This is a genomic window from Streptomyces sp. WM4235 (genome assembly GCF_001279725.1).
GTDB lineage: Bacteria > Actinomycetota > Actinomycetes > Streptomycetales > Streptomycetaceae > Streptomyces.
In genome coordinates this window covers 103,874-130,687 of record NZ_LGDE01000436.1, presented here as the reverse complement: position 1 = coordinate 130,687, position 26,814 = coordinate 103,874, and the positions used below count along the sequence as shown (strand labels likewise).

The following is a 26,814-nucleotide window of genomic DNA, read 5'->3' as shown; positions in this document are numbered from 1 at the left end:
AGCAGCCACCGTGTCTGACCCGAACCTGAACGTGAGCCCCGACTCCGTCGAGTCCGTCGAGGACGAGCTCGACATCGTCGAGGCTGCAGACGCCGTGGACCCCGACGAAGCCGAGCTCGCCGACGCCGAGGCGGGTGCCGCGGCCGAAGAGGCCGCGCTGCACGTCGAGGACGAGGGTGACGCGCAGGCCGAGGACGACGCGGAGGCCGAAGAGGCCACCGACGAAGTCGAGACCGACGAGGACGCCGAAGAGGCCGAGGACGACGAGGCTGCCGAAGAGGCCGCCGAGGTCGAGCCCGCCGAGCCGGTCGACCCCACCGAGGCCCTGCGCCAGGAGCTGCGCTCCCTGCCGGGCGAGTGGTACGTGATCCACACCTACGCGGGCTACGAGAAGCGCGTGAAGGCGAACCTGGAGCAGCGCGCCGTCTCGCTGAACGTCGAGGAGTTCATCTACCAGGCCGAGGTGCCCGAGGAAGAGATCGTCCAGATCAAGAACGGCGAGCGCAAGAACGTCCGGCAGAACAAGCTGCCCGGCTACGTTCTCGTTCGCATGGATCTGACGAACGAGTCCTGGGGCGTCGTCCGCAACACCCCCGGTGTCACCGGATTCGTCGGCAACGCCTACGACCCGTACCCGCTGACCCTGGACGAGATCCTCAAGATGCTCGCGCCGGAGGCCAAGGAGAAGGCCGACAAGGCCGCCGCCGAGGCCGCGGGCCTGCCCGCGCCCGCCGTCAAGCGCACCATCGAGGTCCTCGACTTCGAGGTCGGCGACTCGGTCACCGTCACCGACGGCCCGTTCGCGACGCTGCAGGCGACGATCAACGAGATCAACCCGGACTCGAAGAAGGTCAAGGGTCTCGTCGAGATCTTCGGCCGCGAGACCCCGGTCGAGCTCAGCTTCGACCAGATCCAGAAGAACTGATCACGTTCCTCTGAGCAACTGCTTCGAACAGGTCAGATCGCCCCGAAAAGGGTGGTCTGACCTGCTCGGTTTTTAGCCTCGCACCGATACCCGTTATCGTGGTGCGGTATGCCTCCATCCGGATGACCGGATGAAGGCGAAAACTCTCACTAGGACCCGGAGAGAGCAATGCCTCCCAAGAAGAAGAAGATCACGGGGCTTATCAAGCTCCAGATCAAGGCCGGTGCGGCCAACCCGGCTCCGCCGGTCGGCCCCGCGCTCGGTCAGCACGGCGTCAACATCATGGAGTTCTGCAAGGCCTACAACGCCGCGACCGAGTCGCAGCGTGGCATGGTCGTGCCGGTGGAGATCACGGTCTACGACGACCGTTCCTTCACCTTCATCACCAAGACTCCGCCGGCCGCGCGCCTCATCCTGAAGAGCGCGGGCGTGGAGAAGGGCTCCGGCGAGCCGCACAAGACCAAGGTCGCGAAGCTCACGCGTGACCAGGTCCGCGAGATCGCCACGCTCAAGATGCCTGACCTCAACGCCAACGACATCGACGCGGCCGAGAAGATCATCGCCGGCACCGCGCGTTCGATGGGCATCACGGTCGAAGGCTGATTCAGCCACACCGCCCGGCAACACCAGTGGTAGGGCCAAGCGCTGGTCCGCACCACGACTCCACGCCTGAAGTCACAACACAGGAGCAGAAGTGAAGCGCAGCAAGACTCTCCGCGCTGCGGACGCCAAGGTCGACCGGGAGAAGCAGTACGCCCCGCTCGAGGCCGTCCGTCTCGCCAAGGAGACCTCCGCCACCAAGTTCGACAGCACCGTCGAGGTCGCCTTCCGCCTGGGTGTAGACCCGCGCAAGGCCGACCAGATGGTCCGCGGCACCGTGAACCTCCCGCACGGCACCGGCAAGACCGCCCGGGTCCTGGTCTTCGCGACCGGTGACCGTGCTGCGGCCGCGGAAGCCGCCGGCGCCGACATCGTCGGCGACGACGAGCTGATCAACGAGATCGCGAAGGGCAACCGCCTCAACGAGTTCGACGCCGTTGTCGCCACCCCGGACCTCATGGGCAAGGTCGGCCGCCTCGGCCGCGTGCTCGGTCCCCGTGGCCTCATGCCGAACCCGAAGACCGGCACCGTCACGATGGACGTCGCCAAGGCTGTCACCGAGATCAAGGGTGGCAAGATCGAGTTCCGCGTCGACAAGCACTCGAACCTGCACTTCATCATCGGCAAGGTCTCCTTCTCCGATGAGCAGCTCGTCGAGAACTACGGCGCGGCCCTGGACGAGATCCTTCGTCTGAAGCCGTCCGCCGCGAAGGGCCGTTACATCAAGAAGGCCGCCCTGAGCACCACGATGGGTCCCGGCATTCAGCTGGACTCGAACCGCACCCGGAACCTCCTCGTCGAGGAAGACCCGGCCGCGGTCTGAGCCTCACGGCTCTGAGCCCTCGGGCTCGCTGAACGGCAGAACGGGCCCCTCGGCTCCCTCACGGGAGCCGAGGGGCCCGTTTTCTTTGCCTGACCTTGTGTGGAGCGCGCCACACCTGCACGGATTGACGGGAAATGCGCACGACGGCGTGGATCACGCCACGTAAGGTCGAAATCAATCAAACAATCACACCAGGGGTGGGGACTCCAACATGCTCGTACACCGCAACAAAACCGCCGGCGCCGTCCTGGCCGCCGTCCTGCTCGTGGGTGGGGCCACGGCGTGCGAGGACGGCAAGAAGGACGGAGCGGCCAAGTCGGCGACCCCGGCCGCCGCGGCGCCGTCCAAGGCCGCCATCGAGGTCACGCCGGCCGCGTACCTGGAGAAGGTGAAGAAGAAGTCCGAGGAGCTCACCTCGCTTCGCTACACCATGTCCGGGACCGCCATGGGCGAGAAGGTCTCCGGCGAGGCCTCCATGCGCATGAAGCCCACGGTGGCCATGGCCATGAAGATGGCCGCCCCCGGAGCCGCGGGCGGCGCCGAGTCGGTCGAGATCCGCCTGCTGGACGGTGCCATGTACCTGGGCAGCGAGGGCAAGTGGATGAAGTTCGACATGAAGGCGATGGGCGCCGAGACCTCGAAGAAGATGGAAGGCCTCGGTCAGGGCGCGCAGGGCGAGAACCCGGGCGACAAGGCCGACGAGCTGCTCAAGGCCGAGGACCTCAAGTCCCTCGGCGAGGAGACCATCGACGGCGTGAAGACGCGGCACCTCGTCGGCACCGTCCCCCTGGAGAAGATGCGGGCCTCGCTGGCCTCGGGCACCCCGGAGGCCAAGGAGCGCCGGGAGAAGTCCCTCAAGGCGATGGAGGACGAGGGCGTCAAGAGCCTGACCGTGGACATGTGGATCGACGAGCAGGACCACACCAAGCAGGTCCGCACCCGCGGCACCGCCACCAAGGGCCCGATGGACATGACCATCAAGTTCCTGGACTTCAACAAGCCGGTCGAGATCGCCGCCCCGCCGGCCGACCAGGTCATGGACCTCGCCGAGATGATGAAGGACAGCGGCGAGCAGGGCTGATCGGCCCCTCCCGAACCCGCCGTACGAGCTGATCCCGAGCGGATTTGCTTGACAAGGTCTGGTTCACGTACGATTCCCCGGAAGCCAAAGACCGCTGGTCGTTGCCGTGCTCGCAAGGGTGCGGTGGCCGAAGGATCCGCTGAATGCGGACGTCCTGCGCAGGTGTTCGTGGAAAGTTCCCGGAGTCATTCGGTTGAGCTACGCCCCGTGCGCTTGCGCCGGGGCGTTCTTGTTGTTCAGCCCCTTCTGAGCGGTCCTCATCACCCGGAAGGAGGCCGAAGCGCTATGCCGACGCCCAACAAGGCTGCCGCGGTAGCCGAGCTCAAGGACGCGTTCCAGAGCTCGAACGCCGCCGTGCTGACCGAGTACCGGGGTCTCACCGTGGCGCAGCTCAAGACGCTGCGTCGTTCGCTCGGTGAGAACGCCCAGTACGCCGTGGTGAAGAACACGCTGACCAAGATTGCGGCCAACCAGGCCGGGATCACCGCGCTGGACGAGCACTTCGCTGGTCCGACCGCGGTCGCCTTCATCACCGGTGACCCGGTGGAGTCGGCGAAGAGCCTGCGTGACTTCGCCAAGGACAACCCGAACCTCATCATCAAGGCGGGTGTCCTTGATGGTAAGGCGCTCACCGCCGATGAGATCAAGAAGCTTGCGGACCTCGAGTCCCGCGAGGTTCTGCTCAGCAAGCTGGCCGGCGCGTTCAAGGGCAAGCAGTCTCAGGCTGCCTCGCTCTTCCAGGCGCTGCCGTCGAAGTTCGTCCGCACCGCGGAAGCGCTTCGCGTCAAGCTCGCCGAGCAGGGCGGTGCCGAGTAATTCGGCTCGCGCACTGATCCACGCCGCCTAGTGCGTGGGTCGTAGCGGGCCGTTACGCCCGCCTCTATATACATCCGGCACCTGCCGAATTAGTGGAAGGATCGCCCATCATGGCGAAGCTCTCTCAGGACGACCTCCTCGCCCAGTTCGAGGAGATGACCCTCATCGAGCTCTCCGAGTTCGTGAAGGCCTTCGAGGAGAAGTTCGACGTCACCGCCGCCGCGGCCGTCGCCGCCGCCCCGGTCTCCGGTGGCCCGGTTGCCGACGCCCCCGAGGAGCAGGACGAGTTCGACGTCATCCTCACCGGTGCCGGCGACAAGAAGATCCAGGTCATCAAGGTCGTGCGCGAGCTGACCTCCCTGGGTCTGAAGGAGGCCAAGGACCTCGTCGACGGCGCTCCGAAGCCGGTTCTCGAGAAGGTCGCCAAGGAGGCCGCTGACAAGGCCGCCGAGTCCCTCAAGGCTGCCGGCGCGGCTGTCGAGGTCAAGTAACACCTCAGAGGCTCTCTGAAGCCTCTTCAAAGGGCGATCACCCGTAAGGGTGGTCGCCCTTTGGCGTACCCGGAGTGCCTGACTTGCCCTGGTCTCGTTGGGGAGTAGGGTGATCTTCGTTGCCTCGAAGCAGGGTCCGGAGATGATCCGCTCGGAGCAGGGGGCCTTGACGAACGGCCGGTGGCGCGCAATTCTCAGACCCGTCGTGAGATGGGTCGGCTCGCTCCGGTGATCCGAGGCGAGGATCGACGATCCGAGGCATGGATCGACTACGAAGAGGGCAGTACTGATACGCGCTCTGTGTACGAGAGCGCCGCAGCGTTGGATGCAGGGTTGGTTTTTAAACGACACGGGGAAGGCCTGTTGCCGGTTTCCGGAAACCTGGTCTGGACATCAGTGAGCCGAGTGGCTACACTGACCCTTTGCGCTGCCTGTTAGCTGCCCCCTGCCCGTCGCCAGGGGCATGCCCACGCTTGAGCACACTTGATTGATCCGTCCTGACCTGGTCTTTCGGCCAAGTCGGGGGCGTCCGTCTTCTGTGTCGGCTGGGACCGGTACGCGCGTAGTGAGTCCGAGCCCTCGGAAGGACCCCCTCTTGGCCGCCTCGCGCAACGCCTCGACCAATACGAACAACGGTGCCAGCACCGCCCCGCTGCGCATCTCCTTTGCAAAGATCAAGGAGCCCCTCGAGGTTCCGAACCTCCTGGCGCTGCAGACCGAGAGCTTTGACTGGCTGCTCGGCAACGCCGCCTGGAAGTCTCGCGTCGAGTCGGCGCTTGAGAGCGGACAGGACGTTCCCACCAAGTCCGGTCTGGAAGAGATCTTCGAGGAGATCTCGCCGATCGAGGACTTCTCCGGGTCGATGTCGCTGACGTTCCGCGACCACCGTTTCGAGCCGGCGAAGAACTCGGTCGACGAGTGCAAGGACCGCGACTTCACGTTCGCGGCGCCGCTTTTCGTCACCGCCGAGTTCACGAACAACGAGACCGGAGAGATCAAGTCTCAGACGGTCTTCATGGGCGATTTCCCGCTCATGACCAACAAGGGCACGTTCGTCATCAACGGCACCGAGCGTGTCGTCGTGTCGCAGCTGGTCCGTTCCCCTGGTGTCTACTTCGACTCCTCCATCGACAAGACGTCCGACAAGGACATCTTCGCAGCCAAGATCATCCCGTCCCGGGGTGCCTGGCTGGAGATGGAGATCGACAAGCGCGACATGGTCGGTGTCCGCATCGACCGCAAGCGCAAGCAGTCCGTCACCGTCCTCCTGAAGGCTCTCGGCTGGACCACCGAGCAGATCCTCGAAGAGTTCGGCGAGTACGAGTCCATGCGCGCCACCCTGGAGAAGGACCACACCCAGGGCCAGGACGACGCGCTGCTCGACATCTACCGCAAGCTGCGTCCGGGCGAACCGCCGACCCGCGAGGCCGCTCAGACGCTGCTCGAGAACCTCTACTTCAACCCGAAGCGCTACGACCTCGCCAAGGTCGGCCGCTACAAGGTGAACAAGAAGCTCGGCGCGGACGAGCCGCTCGACGCCGGTGTGCTGACCACCGACGACGTCATCGCGACCATCAAGTACCTGGTCAAGCTGCACGCCGGTGAGACCGAGACGACCGGCGAGTCCGGCCGTTCGATCGTCGTCGAGACCGACGACATCGACCACTTCGGCAACCGTCGTCTGCGCAACGTCGGCGAGCTCATCCAGAACCAGGTCCGCACGGGTCTGGCTCGTATGGAGCGCGTCGTCCGCGAGCGGATGACGACCCAGGACGTCGAGGCGATCACGCCGCAGACCCTGATCAACATCCGGCCGGTCGTCGCCTCCATCAAGGAGTTCTTCGGCACCAGCCAGCTGTCGCAGTTCATGGACCAGAACAACCCGCTGTCGGGTCTCACCCACAAGCGCCGTCTGTCGGCGCTCGGCCCGGGTGGTCTCTCGCGTGAGCGGGCCGGCTTCGAGGTCCGTGACGTGCACCCGTCGCACTACGGCCGCATGTGCCCGATCGAGACCCCCGAAGGCCCGAACATCGGTCTGATCGGCTCGCTCGCGTCCTACGGTCGCGTCAACGCGTTCGGTTTCGTCGAGACCCCGTACCGCAAGGTCATCGAAGGTGTCGTCACCGACGACGTCGACTACCTGACCGCGGACGAGGAAGACCGCTTCGTCATCGCCCAGGCCAACGCCGGCCTGTCCGACGACATGCGCTTCACGGAGAACCGCGTACTGGTTCGCCGTCGTGGCGGCGAGATCGACTACATCGCCGGCGACGACGTCGACTACATGGACGTCTCCCCGCGCCAGATGGTGTCCGTCGCGACCGCGATGATCCCCTTCCTGGAGCACGACGACGCCAACCGTGCCCTCATGGGCGCGAACATGATGCGCCAGGCCGTTCCGCTCATCAAGGCGGAGGCGCCGCTCGTCGGCACCGGCATGGAGTACCGCTGCGCCGTCGACGCCGGTGACTCGATTCGTGCGGAGAAGGACGGTGTCGTCCAGGAGGTCTCGGCCGACTACATCACCGTCGCCAACGACGACGGCACGTACACCACGTACCGTGTCGCGAAGTTCTCCCGCTCGAACCAGGGCACCTCGGTCAACCAGAAGGTCATCGTCAACGAGGGTGACCGCATCATCGAGGCGCAGGTCCTCGCCGACGGTCCCGCGACCGAAGAGGGCGAAATGGCCCTCGGCAAGAACCTGCTCGTCGCGTTCATGCCCTGGGAAGGTCACAACTACGAGGACGCGATCATCCTGTCGCAGCGCCTCGTGCAGGACGACGTCCTCTCCTCGATTCACATCGAGGAGCACGAGGTCGACGCCCGTGACACCAAGCTGGGCCCCGAGGAGATCACCCGGGACATCCCGAACGTCTCCGAGGAGGTCCTCGCGGACCTCGACGAGCGCGGCATCATCCGCATCGGTGCGGACGTCGTCGCCGGCGACATCCTGGTCGGCAAGGTCACGCCCAAGGGTGAGACCGAGCTGACCCCGGAGGAGCGTCTGCTCCGCGCGATCTTCGGTGAGAAGGCCCGCGAGGTGCGTGACACCTCGCTCAAGGTTCCTCACGGTGAGATCGGCAAGGTCATCGGTGTCCGCGTCTTCGACCGCGAGGAGGGCGACGAGCTTCCTCCGGGCGTGAACCAGCTGGTTCGCGTCTACGTCGCCCAGAAGCGCAAGATCACCGACGGTGACAAGCTCGCCGGCCGCCACGGCAACAAGGGTGTCATCTCCAAGATCCTTCCGATCGAGGACATGCCCTTCCTTGAGGACGGCACGCCGGTCGACATCATCCTGAACCCCCTGGGTGTCCCGTCCCGAATGAACCCGGGACAGGTCCTGGAGATCCACCTCGGCTGGCTCGCCAGCCGCGGCTGGGACGTCTCCGGTCTCGCCGAGGAGTGGGCCGAGCGACTGAAGGTCATCGGTGCCGACCGCGTCGAGCCCGGTACCAACGTCGCCACCCCGGTGTTCGACGGTGCCCGCGAAGACGAGCTCGCCGGCCTCTTCGAGCACACCATCCCGAACCGTGACGGTGACCGTCTGGTCCTCCCGTCCGGCAAGGCGCGTCTGTTCGACGGCCGCTCCGGCGAGCCGTTCCCGGACCCGGTTTCCATCGGGTACATGTACATCCTCAAGCTCCACCACCTGGTCGACGACAAGCTCCACGCTCGGTCGACCGGTCCGTACTCGATGATCACGCAGCAGCCGCTGGGTGGTAAGGCGCAGTTCGGTGGCCAGCGCTTCGGTGAGATGGAGGTGTGGGCGCTTGAGGCTTATGGCGCCGCTTACGCCCTCCAGGAGCTGCTGACCATCAAGTCCGATGACGTCACCGGCCGCGTGAAGGTCTACGAGGCCATCGTCAAGGGCGAGAACATCCCCGAGCCGGGCATTCCCGAGTCCTTCAAGGTGCTCATCAAGGAAATGCAGTCGCTCTGCCTCAACGTGGAGGTGCTGTCCTCGGACGGCATGTCCATCGAGATGCGCGACACCGACGAGGACGTCTTCCGCGCGGCGGAGGAGCTCGGTATCGACCTGTCCCGGCGCGAGCCGAGCAGCGTCGAAGAGGTCTGACGGGCCTGACGGGGGGCTCGCTCAAGAGCCCCCCGTCATCCCCGGGACCGTTCAGACCATGATTGAGACTCGACCCCGAAAGAGGGATTGACGCACAGTGCTCGACGTCAACTTCTTCGACGAGCTGCGGATCGGCCTTGCCACCGCGGACGACATCCGAACCTGGTCGCACGGCGAGGTCAAGAAGCCGGAGACCATCAACTACCGCACGCTCAAGCCCGAGAAGGACGGACTCTTCTGCGAGAAGATCTTCGGTCCGACCCGGGACTGGGAGTGCTACTGCGGCAAGTACAAGCGTGTCCGCTTCAAGGGCATCATCTGCGAGCGCTGCGGCGTGGAGGTCACGCGCGCCAAGGTGCGTCGTGAGCGGATGGGCCACATCGAGCTTGCCGCTCCCGTCACCCACATCTGGTACTTCAAGGGCGTCCCGTCGCGCCTCGGATACCTGCTGGACCTCGCGCCGAAGGACCTCGAGAAGGTCATCTACTTCGCCGCGTACATGATCACGTTCGTCGACGACGAGCGTCGCACCCGCGACCTCCCGTCGCTGGAGGCGCACGTCTCCGTCGAGCGCCAGCAGATCGAGAACCGCCGTGACGCGGACCTCGAAGGCCGCGCCAAGAAGCTCGAGACCGACCTGGCCGAGCTTGAGGCCGAGGGCGCGAAGGCCGACGTACGCCGCAAGGTGCGCGAAGGTGCCGAGCGCGAGATGAAGCAGCTCCGTGACCGCGCCCAGCGCGAGATCGACCGCCTCGACGAGGTGTGGGCCCGCTTCAAGAACCTCAAGGTCCAGGACCTGGAGGGCGACGAGCTCCTCTACCGCGAGCTGCGTGACCGCTTCGGCACGTACTTCGACGGTTGCATGGGCGCCGCGGCGCTGCAGAAGCGCCTGGAGTCCTTCGACCTGGAGGAGGAGGCCGAGCGCCTCCGCGAGATCATCCGGACCGGCAAGGGCCAGAAGAAGACCCGTGCGCTCAAGCGCCTCAAGGTCGTCTCCGCGTTCCTGCAGACCAGCAACAAGCCCAAGGGCATGGTTCTGGACTGCGTTCCGGTCATCCCGCCGGACCTGCGTCCGATGGTGCAGCTGGACGGTGGCCGCTTCGCGACCTCCGACCTGAACGACCTGTACCGCCGCGTGATCAACCGCAACAACCGCCTGAAGCGCCTTCTCGACCTCGGTGCCCCCGAGATCATCGTGAACAACGAGAAGCGCATGCTCCAGGAGGCCGTCGACGCCCTCTTCGACAACGGTCGTCGTGGTCGCCCGGTCACCGGTCCCGGCAACCGCCCCCTGAAGTCCCTGAGCGACATGCTCAAGGGCAAGCAGGGTCGATTCCGTCAGAACCTCCTCGGCAAGCGCGTGGACTACTCCGCGCGTTCCGTGATCGTCGTCGGTCCTCAGCTGAAGCTGCACCAGTGCGGTCTGCCGAAGGCCATGGCACTGGAGCTCTTCAAGCCGTTCGTGATGAAGCGCCTGGTCGACCTGAACCACGCGCAGAACATCAAGTCGGCGAAGCGCATGGTCGAGCGCGGCCGCACGGTCGTCTACGACGTGCTCGAAGAGGTCATCGCGGAGCACCCGGTTCTGCTGAACCGTGCGCCCACGCTGCACCGCCTCGGCATCCAGGCCTTCGAGCCCCAGCTGGTCGAAGGCAAGGCCATCCAGATCCACCCGCTCGTCTGCACCGCGTTCAACGCGGACTTCGACGGTGACCAGATGGCCGTGCACCTGCCGCTGTCGGCAGAGGCGCAGGCCGAGGCCCGCATCCTGATGCTGTCCTCGAACAACATCCTGAAGCCGGCAGACGGTCGTCCCGTCACCATGCCGACCCAGGACATGGTGCTGGGTCTGTTCTTCCTCACCACCGACGGCGAGCTCCGTGACGTCAAGGGCGAGGGCCGCGCGTTCGGCTCCACGGCCGAGGCGACCATGGCGTTCGACAACGGCGAGCTGGCCCTCCAGTCGGCCGTCGACATCCGCTTCCCGGTGGGCACCATCCCGCCGCGCGGCTGGGTGGCGCCGGTCGCCGAGGAAGGCGAGCAGGAGTTCCAGCCGGGCGACAGCTTCCGTCTGAAGACGACCCTGGGTCGCGCGCTCTTCAACGAGCTGCTGCCCGAGGACTACCCGTTCGTCGACTACTCGGTGGGCAAGAAGCAGCTCTCCGAGATCGTCAACGACCTGGCGGAGCGCTACCCCAAGGTCATCGTGGCGGCGACGCTCGACAACCTGAAGGCGGCCGGCTTCCACTGGGCGACCCGTTCGGGCGTCACCGTGGCCATCTCCGACGTCGTCGTGCCCGAGGCCAAGAAGGCCATCGTCGCGGGCTACGAGGCGATGGACGAGAAGGTCCAGAAGCAGTACGAGCGCGGTCTGATCACCAAGGACGAGCGCACGCAGGAGCTCATCGCGATCTGGACCAAGGCGACCAACGAGGTTGCCGAGGCGATGAACGCGAACTTCCCCAAGACGAACCCCATCTTCATGATGGTTGACTCGGGTGCCCGAGGAAACATGATGCAGATGCGACAGATCGCCGGTATGCGTGGTCTGGTGTCGAACGCGAAGAACGAGACCATCCCGCGTCCGATCAAGGCGTCCTTCCGTGAGGGCCTCACCGTTCTGGAGTACTTCATCTCCACGCACGGTGCCCGTAAGGGTCTGGCGGACACCGCCCTGCGTACCGCCGACTCGGGTTACCTCACCCGTCGTCTGGTGGACGTCTCGCAGGACGTCATCATCCGCGAGGAGGACTGCGGCACCGAGCGCGGCCTCAAGCTCAAGATCGGTGTCAAGGACGAGGCCGGCGTTCTGCGCAAGGCCGACGACGTCGAGACCTCCATCTACGCCCGCATGCTGGCCGAGGACGTCGTCATCGACGGCAAGGTCATCGCGCCGGCCAACGTGGACCTCGGTGACGTGCTCATCGACGCCCTCATCGCGAACGGCGTCGAGGAGGTCAAGACCCGCTCGGTCCTGACCTGTGAGTCCGCGGTCGGCACCTGTGCCTTCTGCTACGGACGCTCGCTCGCCACCGGCAAGCTGGTCGACATCGGTGAGGCGGTCGGCATCATCGCCGCCCAGTCCATCGGTGAGCCCGGTACCCAGCTGACGATGCGTACCTTCCACACCGGTGGTGTGGCCGGTGACGACATCACGCAGGGTCTGCCGCGTGTCGTCGAGCTCTTCGAGGCCCGTACCCCGAAGGGTGTCGCCCCGATCTCCGAGGCCGCCGGTCGCGTGCGGATCGAGGAGACCGAGAAGACGAAGAAGATCGTCATCACGCCCGACGACGGCAGCGAGGAGACGGCGTTCCCGATCTCCAAGCGCGCCAAGGTCATCGTGCACGAGGGCGACCACGTCGAGGTGGGCCAGAAGCTCACCATGGGTGCCACCAACCCGCACGACGTGCTGCGCATCCTCGGTCAGCGCGCGGTCCAGGTCCACCTGGTCGGCGAAGTCCAGAAGGTCTACAACTCGCAGGGCGTGTCGATCCACGACAAGCACATCGAGATCATCATTCGGCAGATGCTCCGCCGCGTGACGATCATCGAGTCCGGCGACGCGGAGCTCCTGCCGGGCGAGCTGGTCGAGCGGTCGAAGTTCGAGACCGAGAACCGTCGTGTGGTCACCGAGGGCGGTCACCCCGCCTCCGGCCGTCCGCAGCTGATGGGTATCACCAAGGCCTCGCTCGCCACCGAGTCGTGGCTGTCGGCGGCGTCCTTCCAGGAGACGACCAGGGTTCTGACGGACGCGGCGATCAACGCCAAGTCCGACTCCCTGATCGGCCTCAAGGAGAACGTCATCATCGGTAAGCTCATCCCGGCCGGTACGGGTCTGTCCCGCTACCGCAACATCCGGGTCGAGCCCACCGAGGAGGCCAAGGCCGCGATGTACTCGGCCGTCGGCTACGACGACATCGATTACTCGCCCTTCGGCACCGGCTCCGGCCAGGCTGTCCCGCTGGAGGACTACGACTACGGCCCGTACAACGGCTAAGGGTCACCGAGAAAGCCCCCCGTCGCTCCGAGAGGAGCGGCGGGGGGCTTCTTCGTGTCAGGGGGAGGCCTTCCCGTCCGGGGGGCCGCACGGGGGGCCGTACGACGCCGGCGCCCCCCCGGGAGTCCGGGAGAGGCGCCGGGTGGCGGCCGCGGGGCCAGAGCCTCGGCCGGGTGTCAGGGCTTGTGGATGTCCTCGACGCCGTAGTACTTGGACACGCACTGGGCGACCCAGTCCTTGTCCTTGTTCTTGGTGAAGTACGGCTCGGCGAGCTTCCCGATGTAGGACGGCTTGTACATCACGTCCGTCGCACCGCGGGAGACCTCCTTGCGGATCCGGGCGTCCTGCTTGTCCCACACCAGGGAGCGGTAGACGGTGTCCTTGGTCATCTCCTGTACGGCGGGCACGAGCGCGCCCACGGAGGCGACGGTGAACCCGGCGGCGAGGACCACGACGAGGGCGCCCGGGAGCAGGCTGCCGCGGTCGACGGAGGCGAGCCGGACGCCGATGGCGCGGCCGGCCAGGATCCCGTACAGGCACAGGGTCATCAGGAACGGGACCATGAAACTGTTCCAGGTCCGGGCGTAGGTCCAGCCGGTGGGGCCGTAGCCGTTGTTCAGGGCCATGGCCACCACGAACGAGGCGAGCATCAGGACCGGCACCGGCAGGACGATCAGCAGCACCTTCAGGCGGCCCGGGATCGCGGTGACGCGCTCGGCGCCGGTGGGGGAGAGGTACGCGACGGCCAGACCGATCAGGAGGCCCGCGGCGACGGCGCCGAGGTAGGCCCACTGGCCGCCGATGGCGTCCCAGATGTTGCCCCAGTCCTCGAAGGACTTGCGCAGGGCCTTCCCGGAGAGCATCGAGTCGGAGGGCGGCTGGACCGAGCGGCGCCACTTCGCGCCGGGGGAGGTGTACAGCACGGCCAGTCCGACGAGGCTGCTGACGCAGTACGTGGCGAGCCAGGTGAACGACCACCAGGTACGGGCGAGCCCCACCTTCGGGATGCTCAGCAGCATGGCCACGCCCATGAACAGCCCGCCCACGATGGTGAAGGGCTCGCTCAGGGTGCCGATGCCGAAGCCGATCACGACGGCGGCGGCCAGGGCGAGGCGGCGCGGCCAGACGCGGCCCGAACGGCCGGCCCAGACGGCGATCAGCACGGCCCAGATGCCGATGATGGCGGGGACCGTGTGCGAGATCGTGGCGGGGGCCCACAGCAGGGCCTGGTAGTTGCGCGTGCCCGCGAAGGAGAAGAGGGCGGTCACCACGACGGACGCCGCGATCAGCACCGCGATCGGCACCTGCCAGCCGAACGCGCGCAGGCCGACGCGGGCCAGCATCACCAGGCCGGCGCCCATCGTCAGGATGATGAGGGTGGGCAGGACCTTCGTGCCGAGGATTCCGTCGGAGTAGACGATCCCGCTCATGAAGGCGTTGGTGAGCCGACCGTTCTGCGTGTTGTAGAAGTCGGCGGTGATCCCGAAGACGCCCATGTCGCGGGCCTTCCAGGCGGCGCACCAGTCATCCGAGGTGGGGCGGACGTAGAGGCCCAGGAAGGCGCCGACGGCCAGCAGGGCCGAGGCGGCGAGGGCGATGACGACTGCGGCGTACGCCACGAGCGGACGCAGGCGTTCTCGTATGGAATCGAGCGGCATTCGGGATCTTTCGCGACGGGGCCGTTCCGCGGCGGCCGCGCGCCGTGCCACAGGGGGCGAGAACGGCGTCCGGGACCGGGGATGATCGGGTAGAAGTCTAGACTTCACGTCCCCTGTCGCTCCCACCTCCTCGGCGCGCCGCGTGGGGGTCCGCAGGTCGGGAGGTCGCGGGCCTGCGACGAAGGTGCCCGGGAGCATTTGTTTTGACCGGAGTGAGTGAGGTAGGTACGCTCATACCTTGTGCCTGGGGTGTGTCTGGTTCCCGTGCGTGTCCATCAACCGCACGAGGGACGAATCAGCCACCGCGATCCAAGCGTTTCCGTGCTTGCACGGAGGTCCGCCGGATCCGACACACCCGACCGCGTGGGTCGGCGAGTTCCAGGTTAGTTTCACTACACGGCACACAGAAACCGGAGAAGTAGTGCCTACGATCCAGCAGCTGGTCCGGAAGGGCCGGCAGGACAAGGTCGAGAAGACAAAGACCCCCGCGCTTGAGGCTTCGCCCCAGCGTCGCGGCGTCTGCACGCGAGTGTTCACGACCACCCCGAAGAAGCCGAACTCGGCGCTCCGTAAGGTCGCGCGTGTGCGTCTGACCTCCGGCATCGAGGTCACGGCCTACATTCCGGGTGAGGGACACAACCTGCAGGAGCACTCGATCGTGCTCGTGCGTGGTGGCCGTGTGAAGGACCTGCCGGGTGTTCGTTACAAGATCATCCGCGGTGCGCTTGACACCCAGGCTGTCAAGAACCGCAAGCAGGCCCGCAGCCGCTACGGCGCCAAGAAGGAGAAGTAAGAATGCCTCGTAAGGGCCCCGCCCCGAAGCGCCCGGTCATCATCGACCCGGTCTACGCATCTCCTCTGGTGACGTCGCTCATCAACAAGATCCTCCTGAACGGCAAGCGCTCCACCGCCGAGCGCATCGTTTACGGCGCCATGGAAGGCCTCCGCGAGAAGACCGGCGCTGACCCGGTCATCACGCTGAAGCGCGCGCTGGAGAACGTCAAGCCGTCGCTCGAGGTCAAGTCCCGCCGTGTCGGTGGAGCCACCTACCAGGTGCCGATCGAGGTCAAGCCCGGTCGCGCCGCCACCCTCGCGCTGCGCTGGGTCGTGGGTTACTCCCGCGCCCGTCGTGAGAAGACCATGACCGAGCGCCTCATGAACGAGCTGCTCGACGCCTCCAACGGTCTTGGCGCTGCCGTCAAGAAGCGCGAGGACACGCACAAGATGGCCGAGTCCAACAAGGCCTTCGCGCACTACCGCTGGTAGTCCCACCCCACATCGAGACCGAGAGAAGACCGAAGCCTTATGGCTACCACTTCGCTTGACCTGGCCAAGGTCCGCAACATCGGGATCATGGCCCACATCGACGCGGGCAAGACGACCACCACCGAGCGCATCCTGTTCTACACCGGTGTGTCTTACAAGATCGGTGAGGTCCACGACGGCGCTGCCACGATGGACTGGATGGAGCAGGAGCAGGAGCGTGGTATCACCATCACGTCTGCCGCGACGACCTGCCACTGGCCCCTCGAAGACGTTGACCACACCATCAACATCATCGACACCCCGGGCCACGTCGACTTCACCGTCGAGGTGGAGCGTTCGCTCCGCGTCCTCGACGGCGCCGTCACCGTCTTCGACGGTGTCGCCGGTGTCGAGCCGCAGTCCGAGACGGTGTGGCGTCAGGCCGACCGTTACGGCGTGCCGCGCATCTGCTTCGTGAACAAGCTGGACCGTACCGGCGCCGAGTTCTTCCGCTGCGTTGACATGATCACGGACCGCCTCGGCGCGACCCCGATCGTCATGCAGCTCCCGATCGGCGCCGAGATGGACTTCCAGGGCGTTGTCGACCTGGTTCGCATGAAGGCCCTCGTCTGGTCCGCCGAAGCCTCCAAGGGCGAGATGTACGACGTCGTCGACATCCCCGCCTCGCACACCGAGCTCGCCGAGGAATGGCGCGGCAAGCTCGTCGAGGCCGTCGCGGAGAACGACGAAGAGCTCATGGAACTGTTCCTGGAGGGCGTCGAGCCCACCGAGGAGCAGCTCTACGCCGCTGTTCGTCGTATCACCATCGCGTCCGGCAAGGGCGGCGACACCACCGTCACCCCCGTTTTCTGCGGCACCGCGTTCAAGAACAAGGGCGTTCAGCCCCTGCTCGACGCCGTCGTGCGCTACCTGCCCTCCCCCCTGGACGTCGAGGCCATCGAAGGCCACGACGTCAAGGACCCGGAGGTCGTGGTCAAGCGCAAGCCGTCCGAGTCCGAGCCGCTGTCGGCCCTCGCGTTCAAGATCGCGAGCGACCCGCACCTCGGCAAGCTCACCTTCGTCCGGATCTACTCCGGTCGCCTGGAGGCCGGCACCGCGGTGCTGAACTCCGTCAAGGGCAAGAAGGAGCGCATCGGCAAGATCTACCGCATGCACGCGAACAAGCGTGAGGAGATCGACTCGGTGGGCGCCGGCGACATCGTCGCCGTCATGGGCCTGAAGCAGACCACCACCGGTGAGACGCTGTGTGACGACAAGAACCCGGTCATCCTGGAGTCCATGGACTTCCCGGCCCCGGTCATTCAGGTCGCCATCGAGCCCAAGTCCAAGGGTGACCAGGAGAAGCTGGGTGTTGCCATCCAGCGTCTCGCGGAGGAGGACCCCTCCTTCCAGGTTCACTCGGACGAGGAGACCGGCCAGACCATCATCGGTGGTATGGGCGAGCTTCACCTCGACATCCTCGTCGACCGCATGCGTCGCGAGTTCAAGGTCGAGGCGAACGTCGGCAAGCCGCAGGTGGCCTACCGCGAGACGATCCGCAAGACCGTCGAGCGTCACGACTACACCCACAAGAAGCAGACCGGTGGTACCGGTCAGTTCGCCAAGGTGCAGATCGCGATCGAGCCCATCGAGGGTGGCGAGGCGACCTACGAGTTCGTGAACAAGGTCACCGGTGGCCGTATCCCGCGTGAGTACATCCCCTCCGTGGATGCCGGTGCGCAGGAAGCCATGAAGTTCGGCATCCTCGCCGGCTACGAGATGACCGGCGTCCGCGTCATTCTTCTCGACGGTGGCTACCACGAGGTCGACTCCTCCGAACTCGCGTTCAAGATCGCCGGTTCGCAGGCCTTCAAGGAGGCCGCGCGCAAGGCTTCTCCCGTGCTCCTTGAGCCGATGATGGCCGTTGAGGTCACCACGCCCGAGGACTACATGGGTGAGGTCATCGGCGACATCAACTCTCGCCGTGGCCAGATTCAGGCCATGGAGGAGCGTCACGGTGCTCGCATCGTGAAGGGCCTCGTGCCGCTTTCGGAGATGTTCGGCTACGTCGGAGACCTCCGCAGCAAGACCTCGGGTCGCGCCAGCTACTCGATGCAGTTCGACTCCTACGCCGAGGTTCCCCGGAACGTCGCTGAGGAGATCATCGCGAAGGCCAAGGGCGAGTAACTCTTCCGAGTACACGCTTTAGGCTTGTCACCGGAGCCTCTGGGGCAACAGGAGCAAACCTCCCGCTGCCCCGGGGGAACCGGCTATCCAGCAAAGATCACCTGGCGCCGATCTGTAAGGCGTACAGAACCACTCTCCAGGAGGACCCCCGTGGCGAAGGCGAAGTTCGAGCGGACTAAGCCGCACGTCAACATCGGCACCATCGGTCACATTGACCACGGTAAGACGACCCTCACGGCCGCCATTACCAAGGTGCTGCATGACGCGTACCCGGACCTGAACGAGGCCTCGGCCTTCGACCAGATCGACAAGGCTCCTGAGGAGCGCCAGCGCGGTATCACCATCTCCATCGCGCACGTCGAGTACCAGACCGAGGCGCGTCACTACGCCCACGTCGACTGCCCCGGTCACGCGGACTACATCAAGAACATGATCACGGGTGCCGCGCAGATGGACGGCGCGATCCTCGTGGTTGCCGCCACCGACGGCCCGATGCCGCAGACCAAGGAGCACGTGCTCCTGGCCCGCCAGGTCGGCGTTCCCTACATCGTTGTCGCCCTGAACAAGGCCGACATGGTGGACGACGAGGAGATCCTGGAGCTCGTCGAGCTCGAGGTCCGTGAGCTGCTCTCCGAGTACGACTTCCCGGGCGACGACCTTCCGGTCGTTCAGGTCTCCGCGCTCAAGGCTCTTGAGGGCGACAAGGAGTGGGGCGAGAAGCTTCTCGGCCTGATGGCCGCGGTCGACGAGTCGATCCCGACCCCTCCGCGTGACACCGAGAAGCCGTTCCTGATGCCCGTCGAGGACGTCTTCACGATCACCGGTCGTGGCACCGTCGTCACCGGCCGCATCGAGCGTGGTGTCCTGAAGGTCAACGAGACCGTTGACATCATCGGCATCAAGCAGGAGAAGACCACCACCACGGTCACCGGCATCGAGATGTTCCGCAAGCTGCTCGACGAGGGCCAGGCGGGCGAGAACGTCGGTCTGCTCCTCCGTGGCATCAAGCGCGAGGACGTCGAGCGCGGCCAGGTCATCATCAAGCCCGGTTCGGTCACGCCGCACACCGAGTTCGAGGCCGCCGCGTACATCCTGTCGAAGGACGAGGGTGGCCGTCACACCCCGTTCTTCAACAACTACCGCCCGCAGTTCTACTTCCGTACCACGGACGTGACGGGCGTTGTGACCCTCCCCGAGGGCACCGAGATGGTCATGCCCGGTGACAACACCGACATGACGGTCAACCTCATCCAGCCTGTCGCGATGGAAGAGGGCCTGAAGTTCGCCATCCGTGAGGGTGGTCGTACGGTCGGCGCCGGCCAGGTCACCAAGATCACGAAGTAATTTCGCGGTCTGACCTGGTGGCTCGCGAGAGCGGGCACCACGTTTGACAGAGGGGCCCCCTCCCCGACGCTTCGGCGTCGGGGAGGGGGCCCTTCGTCGTATCCGGGGCGAAGTCGTGCCCGGGGCGAAGGGGAGGGGTTGTCCTCAGGGGGAGGGGTGGTCTAGGCGGCGGCCGTGCCGGCCCGGCACTCCCCGCACAGCCCCGGTACCGGTGACCGGAAGGCGAGGCCGCAGGCGTCGTCCTCGCAGGTCTGGAAGGGGTCCGGCGGCACGTGGGCGGGCGCGCGGGGGCCTTCGTCGGGCAGGGCGGGCGGCAGTTGGGCGGTGAGCCGGTGGGCGATCAGCCCGGCGGGGTTGCGCAGCTGCGGCGGCAGATTGGCGGTGAGCACCGCGAGGATGCCGGCCGGTCGGGCCCCGCGCTCCAGCCAGGCCTCGACGGCCGGGGTGAGCCGTTCGATGTCCTGCCGGCCGAGCAGGAGCCGGGCGTCGGCGCGGCGGAGATCGGTCAGGATGGCCGTGGCGGCGTCGCGGCGCCAGGGGTTGTCGGGGTTCACGGGCCGGGGCGGGGCGGGGCGCTGTGGGGCGTCCTGGGGCTCCCGGGGCTCCCGGGCGTCCTGGGCCTCCGGGGCGGGGGAGGGCCGGGCCGGCGTCGGGGGTGTCACGGGGGGCGCCGGGGGCGCCGTCTCGGGTTCCGTGGCCTCGGCCAGGCAACCGGGGCGGTTGTAGGACACGGTCCGGGTGGCGACCTGGCCGCCGGCGAGCCGTACGCGGGTCCGCTCCAGGTACCCGTGGAGCTCCAGCTCCCGCAGGGCGGCGGCGATGCGGTACTCGCTCTCGGGGAAGCGGGGGACGAGGTCCCGGATGCCGATCAGGGCGCCGGTCGGCAGCGACTGGATGTGGACCGCGAGGCCGATCGCGACGAGCGACATCTCGGGGTGCTGCGCGAGGTGGTTGCCGACCACGGTGAAGCGCCGGGTGTGGCGGACGTTGACGTGGATGACACCTGATCGAGGGGTGTCGCCCGGATTCCGCCCGGGGGCGCGCACGACGGCGGTACTCTTCTGGCTATCCATCGGGAAGCGCTACTTCCTTGTTGGTAGGCCCCCGCCGGGATTGCGAGTCCCGTCGGGGGCCGACGCATGTCTGGGGTTGTCGCGGCGAGCATATGCCCGACAACCCCCGTGCGAGCCAGCCCGGTTGGCGTAGTTCACCCGTGTGAGCGACACGCACCCCGCGGGAGGCTGGAGGGGTCTGGCGTGGTTCTTTCGCTTCCGGAGTACTTACACCAAACGTCGTGGCCCACCGCGACGTGCTCCACCGCGTCGTGGCCCTCGCGACCCGGTGCGGCGTGCGCCCGAGTTCGGCCGGCGGCTCGGACAACCACCCCTACGGGCACATGGGTTGGGCGCGACCGGACGGGGCGCCGACTCCTCCGGGAACCCCGAACCCGCACGCCGGGACGGACCGTTCGCACCCCCTTCGGGCCCTGTGGGAGCGAGCTGTCCGGGGTGTGCGAGGATCCGCAGCGCATGCGTTCGATCTTTACGGGGGCGGGGACATGGGCAGCAACGACGGCGCCGGCAGACCGGGCGTTTCCGACGAGGCGTGGGAGCGGTTCGTACGGGAGTCCGGGGCCGGGGGAGGGGCCGCTCCGCACGAGCCGTCCGCACGGGCGCGGATGGTCACCGAGCGGCTGCGCCGGGAGGACGAGGCGCGGGCCGCGGCGGAGCGGGGATGGTGGCGGGGGCGCCGGGCCCGGGCGGCCCGTCGGGCCGCCGAGCCGGAGGGGTGGCGGACCGGGCCCGCGTGGCAGGGGCGGGACGGGGGCCGGACGGGCAACCGGCGCCTCAAGGCGACCGCGGGCATCGTGTTCATCGCCGCCCTGGCCCTGGTCGTCGTACGGCCGGAGCTGCTCATCGACCGGCTGACCGGGGAGGCCGGTCGCGGCGCGGCCGCGGCCGCGCCGCTGCCCGCCGAGTCGGCGCGGCCCACGGAGGCTCCCCCCGAGGCGCTCCCGGACCAGGCGACCCTGAGGGAGCCGTTCAGGGGCTCCCCGGCCCTTCAGTGGGCCGACGGCGCGGCCGGTATCGATGCCCCCGAGGCGAAGGCCCTGGCCGGGCTGTCCCGGGAGCAGGTGGCGGACGGGCTGGCCAGGACCCGGCAGTTGCTGACGGCGGCCAACCTGGATCCGAACACCCTCCGCGGCGGGTACCCGCGCGCGGCCCTGGAGCTGCTGGACCCGCTCCAGCCGTCCGGCCGGGGCGTGTTGGAACGCGCGCTCGCCAAGCCCTCCGCGGAAGCGGACCCGCTCTGGCTGTTCAGCCGCTTCGACCCGGCCGAGGTGCGCCCGCACGGCGAGGTCGTCAAGACGCGCGGGCGCATGTGGTTCGACAGTGCCCGTCAGGGTGAGGTGCTGGTGCACACCGACTACACCTTCGTCTACCCGGTGGTGCGGGCCGCGCCCGGCTCGCAGGAGGTGGCACGCACCATCGTGCGCCGCGAACTCACGGTGGCGGTGTCCGATCCGCGGGTGATCGAGGTGACCCCGGGAACGCTGACGATCGTCACGTGGTCCGAGACGGCCGGCAACGACGACTGCGACCGGAGCGGAACCGGCTACCTGCACCCGACCTTCCGCTCGGACGCGCGGGCGCTGCCGGGTGCGGAGCCCACGGGGCCGCGCACGGATCCATACGACCGAAGTCAGGACATCTCGCGGCTTCCGTCGGAGTGCGGGACGGTCACGCGCTCCTGACCAGGGGCCCGGCGCGGACCCCCGTCGCGCGGCACGGTTTGACGTGTCTGCGCGGAGGGGTATTCTTCTGCGCCCGATTGGCGCAGTACGTGTCTTGTATGGCAGACTACTCAAGTTGCTCGGTTGAGTGCCGATGCTGCGCGCCTCCCGCCGGGAGGACCGGAAGCGAGTCCCACAGTACTCGTCGCCCTTACCTGCCCCTCAGGGCAGCAATGGGGGCGGACGTACGGGAATCTTCTGGGAAGTGTCAGCACGGTGCGGACCAGGCACCCGGTGGGTGTTTCTCCCCCGAAGCGCGGTCTTGGGACCGCACCCCCTTGGACGAGGGAATTTCCGTATGGGAATTTTCTGTAGAGGGTGTGCGACACGCCCGACCGCGTGGGTCGGAGGGAAGCAGTGGAGAGATCCACAGCCGCCCGGGAGCCAGAGCGTTTCCACAACAGACAGGACTACGGAGTAGCCATGGCGGGACAGAAGATCCGCATCCGGCTCAAGGCCTACGACCACGAGGTCATCGATTCGTCGGCGAAGAAGATCGTCGAGACGGTGACGCGCACTGGTGCGTCGGTCGCGGGCCCGGTGCCGCTGCCCACTGAGAAGAACGTGTACTGCGTCATCAAGTCGCCGCACAAGTACAAGGACTCGCGCGAGCACTTCGAGATGCGCACGCACAAGCGCCTGATCGACATCCTCGACCCGACCCCCAAGACCGTTGACTCGCTGATGCGCCTGGACCTTCCGGCCGGCGTTGACATCGAGATCAAGCTCTGAGAGGCGTCGAGAAGATGGCAAAGCAGATCAAGGGCGTCCTGGGCGAGAAGCTCGGCATGACCCAGGTCTGGGACGAGAACAACCGTGTCGTCCCGGTGACCGTGGTCAAGGCCGGACCCTGCGTCGTTACCCAGGTCCGTAAGAACGACATCGACGGCTACGAGTCGGTCCAGATCGCCTTCGGCGAGATCGACCCTCGCAAGGTGAACAAGCCCCTCAAGGGTCACTTCGCCAAGGCCGACGTCACCCCCCGCCGCCACCTGGTGGAGCTCCGCACCTCCGACGCCGGCGAGTACACGCTCGGCCAGGAGATCACCGCCGCTGTGTTCGAGTCGGGCGTCAAGGTCGACGTCACGGGCAACAGCAAGGGCAAGGGCTTCGCCGGTGTCATGAAGCGTCACAACTTCAAGGGCCTCGGTGCCGGTCACGGTGTCCAGCGCAAGCACCGCTCCCCCGGTTCGATCGGTGGCTGCGCCACCCCTGGGCGTGTCTTCAAGGGCATGCGCATGGCCGGTCGTATGGGCAACGAGCGCGTCACCACCCAGAACCTGACCATCCACGCGGTTGACGCGGAGAAGGGTCTGCTCCTCATCAAGGGCGCGGTCCCCGGTCCGAACGGCGGCCTCGTCCTGGTCCGTACCGCGGCCAAGGGGGCTTGAGGTAATGAGCACCATTGACATCCTTTCGCCGGCAGGCGACAAGGCCGGTACCGTCGAGCTCCCCGCGGAGATCTTCGACGCGAAGACCAGCGTTCCGCTGATCCACCAGGTCGTTGTCGCTCAGCTGGCTGCTGCCCGTCAGGGCACGCACAAGACCAAGCGTCGTGGCGAAGTCCGTGGTGGTGGCCGCAAGCCGTACCGCCAGAAGGGCACCGGCCGCGCGCGCCAGGGTTCGACCCGCGCTCCGCAGTTCGTCGGCGGTGGCGTCGTCCACGGCCCGCAGCCGCGTGACTACTCCCAGCGGACCCCGAAGAAGATGAAGGCCGCCGCTCTCCGCGGTGCCCTCTCGGACCGCGCGCGTCACTCCCGCATCCACGTCGTCACCGGCGTGGTCGAGGGTGCCGCCTCCACGAAGGCCGCCAAGACGCTGTTCGGCAAGATCTCGGAGCGCAAGAACCTGCTCCTGGTCGTCGACCGTGCCGACGAGGCCGCGTGGCTGTCCGCCCGCAACCTGCCCCAGGTTCACATCCTGGAGCCGGGCCAGCTGAACACGTACGACGTGATCGTCTCTGACGACGTGGTCTTCACTCAGGCCGCTTTCGAGTCCTTCGTGTCTGGCCCCAAGGCCGATGAGACCGAAGGGAGCGACGCCTGATGTCTGAGGCGACCGTTACCAGCAAGACCTTCACTGACCCGCGCGACCTGCTGATCAAGCCGGTTGTCTCGGAGAAGAGCTACGCGCTGCTGGACGAGAACAAGTACACGTTCATCGTCGCGCCTGGCGCCAACAAGACCCAGATCAAGCAGGCCGTCGAGGCGGTCTTCTCGGTCAAGGTCACCGGGGTCAACACGATCAACCGTCAGGGTAAGCGCAAGCGCACCAAGACCGGTTTCGGCAAGCGCGCGAACACCAAGCGCGCCATCGTGACCCTCGCTGAGGGCGACCGAATCGACATCTTCGGCGGCCAGGCCTCCTAACGGAGTCCTGAGTCGTCCGGAATCGGACGAGGACTGAGAAATGGGTATCCGCAAGTACAAGCCGACGACCCCGGGCCGTCGTGGCTCCAGCGTCGCCGACTTTGTCGAGATCACGCGGTCCACGCCGGAGAAGTCGCTGGTTCGCCCGCTGCACAGCAAGGGCGGCCGTAACAACACCGGTCGGATCACTGTTCGTCACCAGGGTGGCGGCCACAAGCGCGCCTACCGTGTGATCGACTTCCGTCGTCACGACAAGGACGGCGTGCCGGCGAAGGTCGCGCACATCGAGTACGACCCCAACCGCACCGCGCGCATCGCGCTGCTGCACTACGCCGACGGCGAGAAGCGCTACATCATCGCGCCGAAGGCCCTGAAGCAGGGTGACCGGATTGAGAACGGCCCGACGGCCGACATCAAGCCCGGCAACAACCTGGCGCTGCGCAACATCCCGGTTGGTACGACGATCCACGCGATCGAGCTGCGTCCCGGTGGCGGTGCGAAGTTCGCCCGCTCCGCCGGTGCGTCCGTGCAGCTGCTGGCGAAGGAGGGCACCATGGCCCACCTTCGTATGCCGTCCGGAGAAATCCGCCTGGTCGACGCGCGCTGCCGCGCCACCGTCGGTGAGGTCGGCAACGCCGAGCAGTCGAACATCAACTGGGGCAAGGCCGGCCGCATGCGCTGGAAGGGCGTTCGCCCCTCCGTCCGCGGTGTCGCGATGAACCCGGTCGACCACCCGCACGGTGGTGGTGAGGGTAAGACCAGTGGTGGTCGCCACCCGGTCTCCCCGTGGGGTCAGAAGGAGGGTCGTACTCGCTCGCCGAAGAAGGCTTCGAGCAAGTACATCGTCCGCCGCCGCAAGACGAACAAGAAGCGCTAGGAGCGGGTTTAGATGCCGCGCAGTCTCAAGAAGGGACCCTTCGTCGACGGACACCTCATCAAGAAGGTGGACGTACAGAACGAAGCCGGTACCAAGAACGTCATCAAGACCTGGTCCCGTCGCTCGATGATCATCCCGGCCATGCTGGGTCACACCATCGCGGTGCACAACGGCAAGATCCACGTCCCGGTGTTCGTCACCGAGTCGATGGTCGGCCACAAGCTCGGCGAGTTCTCGCCGACTCGCACCTTCCGCGGCCACGTCAAGGACGACCGGAAGTCGAAGCGCCGCTAAAGGCGGGGTGGTTATGACTATGACTTACACCGAAGGGACAACCATGGAAGCCAGGGCCCAGGCGCGGTACATCCGCGTCACGCCCATGAAGGCCCGCCGAGTGGTGGACCTTATCCGTGGCATGGATGCCACGGAGGCTCAGGCGGTCCTGCGTTTCGCCCCGCAGGCCGCGAGCGTGCCGGTTGGCAAGGTGCTGGACAGCGCCATTGCCAATGCCGCACACAACTACAACCACCCGGACGCCTCCACGCTGGTCATCAGCGAGGCGTTCGTGGACGAGGGCCCGACCCTGAAGCGGTTCCGTCCGCGTGCGCAGGGCCGTGCCTACCGGATCCGCAAGCGGACCAGCCACATCACCGTGGTCGTCAGCAGCAAGGAAGGTTCCCGGTAATGGGCCAGAAGGTAAACCCGCACGGGTTCCGGCTCGGCATCACCACCGACTTCAAGTCGCGTTGGTACGCCGACAAGCTGTACAAGGACTACGTCAAGGAAGACGTCGCCATCCGTCGGATGATGACGTCCGGCATGGAGCGCGCCGGCATCTCGAAGGTTGAGATCGAGCGCACCCGTGACCGCGTGCGTGTGGACATCCACACCGCTCGTCCCGGCATCGTCATCGGCCGTCGTGGCGCCGAGGCCGACCGCATCCGCGGTGACCTCGAGAAGCTCACGGGCAAGCAGGTCCAGCTGAACATCCTCGAGGTCAAGAACCCCGAGCTTGACGCTCAGCTGGTTGCCCAGGCCGTTGCCGAGCAGCTCTCCTCCCGCGTCTCCTTCCGTCGCGCCATGCGTAAGAGCATGCAGGGCACGATGAAGGCCGGCGCCAAGGGCATCAAGATCCAGTGTGGCGGTCGCCTCGGCGGCGCCGAGATGTCCCGCTCCGAGTTCTACCGCGAGGGTCGTGTGCCGCTGCACACGCTGCGCGCGAACGTGGACTACGGCTTCTTCGAGGCCAAGACCACCTTCGGCCGTATCGGTGTGAAGGTCTGGATCTACAAGGGCGACGTCAAGAACATCGCCGAGGTTCGCGCCGAGAACGCCGCGGCCCGTGCGGGCAACCGCCCGGCTCGTGGTGGCGCGAACGACCGTCCGGCCGGTGGCCGCGGTGGTCGTGGTGGCGAGCGTGGCGGCCGTGGCGGCCGCAAGCCGCAGCAGGCTGCTGGTGCCGAGGCCCCCAAGGCCGACGCTCCCGCCGCCGCTCCGGCTGAGAGCACCGGAACGGAGGCCTGACCGAC

The 26,814-nt window shown here is 66.8% G+C and carries 23 protein-coding genes; 21 read left to right on the top strand and 2 right to left on the bottom strand.

What is annotated here, in order from left to right; all coding sequences use genetic code 11:
* The first annotated feature begins 10 nt into the window (after nt 1-10).
* From nusG to ADK55_RS28255, 8 genes are all read left to right on the top strand, one after another.
* A complete protein-coding gene (gene nusG / locus ADK55_RS28290) occupies nt 11-925 on the top strand; it encodes a transcription termination/antitermination protein NusG (protein WP_053682633.1) in 915 nt (304 codons plus the stop codon).
* 168 nt (nt 926-1,093) lie between these two features.
* Entirely contained in the window at nt 1,094-1,528 is a 435-nt protein-coding gene (gene rplK / locus ADK55_RS28285) for a 50S ribosomal protein L11 (RefSeq protein ID WP_053682632.1), read from the top strand.
* Between the two features lie 91 nt (nt 1,529-1,619).
* Entirely contained in the window at nt 1,620-2,348 is a 729-nt protein-coding gene (rplA, locus tag ADK55_RS28280) for a 50S ribosomal protein L1 (protein WP_053682631.1), read from the top strand.
* Nucleotides 2,349-2,559: 211 nt separating this feature from the next.
* On the top strand, nt 2,560-3,429 hold the full coding sequence (locus ADK55_RS28275; protein WP_063839637.1) for an LppX_LprAFG lipoprotein: 870 nt from the start codon (nt 2,560-2,562) through the stop codon (nt 3,427-3,429).
* Nucleotides 3,430-3,714: 285 nt separating this feature from the next.
* Nucleotides 3,715-4,245 carry a 50S ribosomal protein L10 gene (gene rplJ / locus ADK55_RS28270; protein WP_008739730.1) on the top strand — a complete coding sequence of 177 codons (531 nt, stop codon included), beginning with the start codon at nt 3,715-3,717 and terminating at the stop codon, nt 4,243-4,245.
* Nucleotides 4,246-4,355: 110 nt separating this feature from the next.
* On the top strand, nt 4,356-4,736 hold the full coding sequence (gene rplL / locus ADK55_RS28265) for a 50S ribosomal protein L7/L12 (protein WP_053682630.1): 381 nt from the start codon (nt 4,356-4,358) through the stop codon (nt 4,734-4,736).
* A gap of 595 nt (nt 4,737-5,331) precedes the next feature.
* Entirely contained in the window at nt 5,332-8,814 is a 3,483-nt protein-coding gene (gene rpoB / locus ADK55_RS28260) for a DNA-directed RNA polymerase subunit beta (protein ID WP_053682629.1), read from the top strand.
* Between the two features lie 97 nt (nt 8,815-8,911).
* On the top strand, nt 8,912-12,811 hold the full coding sequence (locus tag ADK55_RS28255; protein ID WP_053682628.1) for a DNA-directed RNA polymerase subunit beta': 3,900 nt from the start codon (nt 8,912-8,914) through the stop codon (nt 12,809-12,811).
* Nucleotides 12,812-12,987: 176 nt separating this feature from the next.
* On the opposite strand, the gene ADK55_RS28250 is transcribed toward ADK55_RS28255, so the two are convergent.
* On the bottom strand, nt 12,988-14,469 hold the full coding sequence (locus ADK55_RS28250; protein ID WP_053682627.1) for a DUF6056 family protein: 1,482 nt from the start codon (nt 14,467-14,469) through the stop codon (nt 12,988-12,990).
* A 421-nt stretch (nt 14,470-14,890) separates the two neighbouring features.
* Here ADK55_RS28250 and rpsL point away from each other — a divergent pair, with 421 nt between their 5' ends.
* From rpsL to tuf, 4 genes are all read left to right on the top strand, one after another.
* Nucleotides 14,891-15,262 carry a 30S ribosomal protein S12 gene (rpsL, locus tag ADK55_RS28245; RefSeq protein WP_007265893.1) on the top strand — a complete coding sequence of 124 codons (372 nt, stop codon included), beginning with the start codon at nt 14,891-14,893 and terminating at the stop codon, nt 15,260-15,262.
* A gap of 2 nt (nt 15,263-15,264) precedes the next feature.
* On the top strand, nt 15,265-15,735 hold the full coding sequence (rpsG, locus tag ADK55_RS28240) for a 30S ribosomal protein S7 (protein WP_053682626.1): 471 nt from the start codon (nt 15,265-15,267) through the stop codon (nt 15,733-15,735).
* 39 nt (nt 15,736-15,774) lie between these two features.
* The gene (gene fusA / locus ADK55_RS28235) at nt 15,775-17,901 is read left to right on the top strand and encodes an elongation factor G (protein ID WP_053682625.1); all 2,127 of its coding nucleotides are present in this window, start codon (nt 15,775-15,777) and stop codon (nt 17,899-17,901) included.
* A 150-nt stretch (nt 17,902-18,051) separates the two neighbouring features.
* On the top strand, nt 18,052-19,245 hold the full coding sequence (tuf, locus tag ADK55_RS28230; protein WP_053682624.1) for an elongation factor Tu: 1,194 nt from the start codon (nt 18,052-18,054) through the stop codon (nt 19,243-19,245).
* 161 nt (nt 19,246-19,406) lie between these two features.
* Here the strand turns inward: tuf and ADK55_RS38825 are convergent, their stop codons facing one another.
* Complete coding sequence (locus tag ADK55_RS38825; protein ID WP_053682623.1) at nt 19,407-20,318, bottom strand: hypothetical protein; 912 nt, start codon at nt 20,316-20,318, stop codon at nt 19,407-19,409.
* 485 nt (nt 20,319-20,803) lie between these two features.
* Here ADK55_RS38825 and ADK55_RS28220 point away from each other — a divergent pair, with 485 nt between their 5' ends.
* The 9 genes from ADK55_RS28220 to rpsC all read left to right on the top strand — a co-directional run bounded on the left by ADK55_RS28220 (nt 20,804) and on the right by rpsC (nt 26,809).
* Nucleotides 20,804-22,000 (top strand): hypothetical protein, encoded by a 1,197-nt coding sequence (locus tag ADK55_RS28220; protein WP_053682622.1) that lies wholly within the window; start codon nt 20,804-20,806, stop codon nt 21,998-22,000.
* Between the two features lie 462 nt (nt 22,001-22,462).
* Entirely contained in the window at nt 22,463-22,771 is a 309-nt protein-coding gene (rpsJ, locus tag ADK55_RS28215; RefSeq protein WP_003948644.1) for a 30S ribosomal protein S10, read from the top strand.
* Between the two features lie 14 nt (nt 22,772-22,785).
* Entirely contained in the window at nt 22,786-23,430 is a 645-nt protein-coding gene (gene rplC / locus ADK55_RS28210) for a 50S ribosomal protein L3 (RefSeq protein ID WP_053682621.1), read from the top strand.
* A 4-nt stretch (nt 23,431-23,434) separates the two neighbouring features.
* Complete coding sequence (gene rplD, locus ADK55_RS28205) at nt 23,435-24,085, top strand: 50S ribosomal protein L4 (protein ID WP_031146574.1); 651 nt, start codon at nt 23,435-23,437, stop codon at nt 24,083-24,085.
* Nucleotides 24,085-24,408, top strand: a complete 324-nt coding sequence (rplW, locus tag ADK55_RS28200; protein ID WP_037792012.1) for a 50S ribosomal protein L23 — start codon at nt 24,085-24,087, stop codon at nt 24,406-24,408. The genes rplD and rplW overlap by 1 nt, the downstream gene beginning before the upstream one ends.
* A 40-nt stretch (nt 24,409-24,448) precedes the next feature.
* A complete protein-coding gene (rplB, locus tag ADK55_RS28195) occupies nt 24,449-25,285 on the top strand; it encodes a 50S ribosomal protein L2 (RefSeq protein ID WP_008739715.1) in 837 nt (278 codons plus the stop codon).
* A gap of 12 nt (nt 25,286-25,297) precedes the next feature.
* Nucleotides 25,298-25,579 carry a 30S ribosomal protein S19 gene (gene rpsS, locus ADK55_RS28190; RefSeq protein WP_023539342.1) on the top strand — a complete coding sequence of 94 codons (282 nt, stop codon included), beginning with the start codon at nt 25,298-25,300 and terminating at the stop codon, nt 25,577-25,579.
* Nucleotides 25,580-25,622: 43 nt separating this feature from the next.
* Nucleotides 25,623-25,970, top strand: a complete 348-nt coding sequence (gene rplV, locus ADK55_RS28185) for a 50S ribosomal protein L22 (protein ID WP_037792011.1) — start codon at nt 25,623-25,625, stop codon at nt 25,968-25,970.
* Nucleotides 25,970-26,809: a 30S ribosomal protein S3 gene (gene rpsC, locus ADK55_RS28180; RefSeq protein ID WP_053682620.1), complete on the top strand. Its 840-nt coding sequence runs from the start codon at nt 25,970-25,972 to the stop codon at nt 26,807-26,809. Before rplV ends, rpsC begins: the two co-directional genes overlap by 1 nt.
* Nucleotides 26,810-26,814 lie beyond the last annotated feature (5 nt).

What these genes read in the sequence shown, in the direction of transcription:
- rplK (WP_053682632.1), top strand. Translation starts at nt 1,094, where the DNA reads ATGCCTCCCAAGAAGAAGAAGATCACGGGGCTTATCAAGCTCCAGATC.
- ADK55_RS28275 (WP_063839637.1), top strand. Translation starts at nt 2,560, where the DNA reads ATGCTCGTACACCGCAACAAAACCGCCGGCGCCGTCCTGGCCGCCGTC.
- rplJ (WP_008739730.1), top strand. Translation starts at nt 3,715, where the DNA reads ATGCCGACGCCCAACAAGGCTGCCGCGGTAGCCGAGCTCAAGGACGCG.
- rplL (WP_053682630.1), top strand. Translation starts at nt 4,356, where the DNA reads ATGGCGAAGCTCTCTCAGGACGACCTCCTCGCCCAGTTCGAGGAGATG.
- ADK55_RS28250 (WP_053682627.1), bottom strand. Translation starts at nt 14,469, where the DNA reads ATGCCGCTCGATTCCATACGAGAACGCCTGCGTCCGCTCGTGGCGTAC.
- rpsG (WP_053682626.1), top strand. Translation starts at nt 15,265, where the DNA reads ATGCCTCGTAAGGGCCCCGCCCCGAAGCGCCCGGTCATCATCGACCCG.
- fusA (WP_053682625.1), top strand. Translation starts at nt 15,775, where the DNA reads ATGGCTACCACTTCGCTTGACCTGGCCAAGGTCCGCAACATCGGGATC.
- ADK55_RS38825 (WP_053682623.1), bottom strand. Translation starts at nt 20,318, where the DNA reads ATGGATAGCCAGAAGAGTACCGCCGTCGTGCGCGCCCCCGGGCGGAAT.
- ADK55_RS28220 (WP_053682622.1), top strand. Translation starts at nt 20,804, where the DNA reads ATGGGCAGCAACGACGGCGCCGGCAGACCGGGCGTTTCCGACGAGGCG.
- rpsJ (WP_003948644.1), top strand. Translation starts at nt 22,463, where the DNA reads ATGGCGGGACAGAAGATCCGCATCCGGCTCAAGGCCTACGACCACGAG.
- rplC (WP_053682621.1), top strand. Translation starts at nt 22,786, where the DNA reads ATGGCAAAGCAGATCAAGGGCGTCCTGGGCGAGAAGCTCGGCATGACC.
- rplD (WP_031146574.1), top strand. Translation starts at nt 23,435, where the DNA reads ATGAGCACCATTGACATCCTTTCGCCGGCAGGCGACAAGGCCGGTACC.
- rplW (WP_037792012.1), top strand. Translation starts at nt 24,085, where the DNA reads ATGTCTGAGGCGACCGTTACCAGCAAGACCTTCACTGACCCGCGCGAC.
- rplB (WP_008739715.1), top strand. Translation starts at nt 24,449, where the DNA reads ATGGGTATCCGCAAGTACAAGCCGACGACCCCGGGCCGTCGTGGCTCC.
- rpsS (WP_023539342.1), top strand. Translation starts at nt 25,298, where the DNA reads ATGCCGCGCAGTCTCAAGAAGGGACCCTTCGTCGACGGACACCTCATC.
- rplV (WP_037792011.1), top strand. Translation starts at nt 25,623, where the DNA reads ATGGAAGCCAGGGCCCAGGCGCGGTACATCCGCGTCACGCCCATGAAG.
- rpsC (WP_053682620.1), top strand. Translation starts at nt 25,970, where the DNA reads ATGGGCCAGAAGGTAAACCCGCACGGGTTCCGGCTCGGCATCACCACC.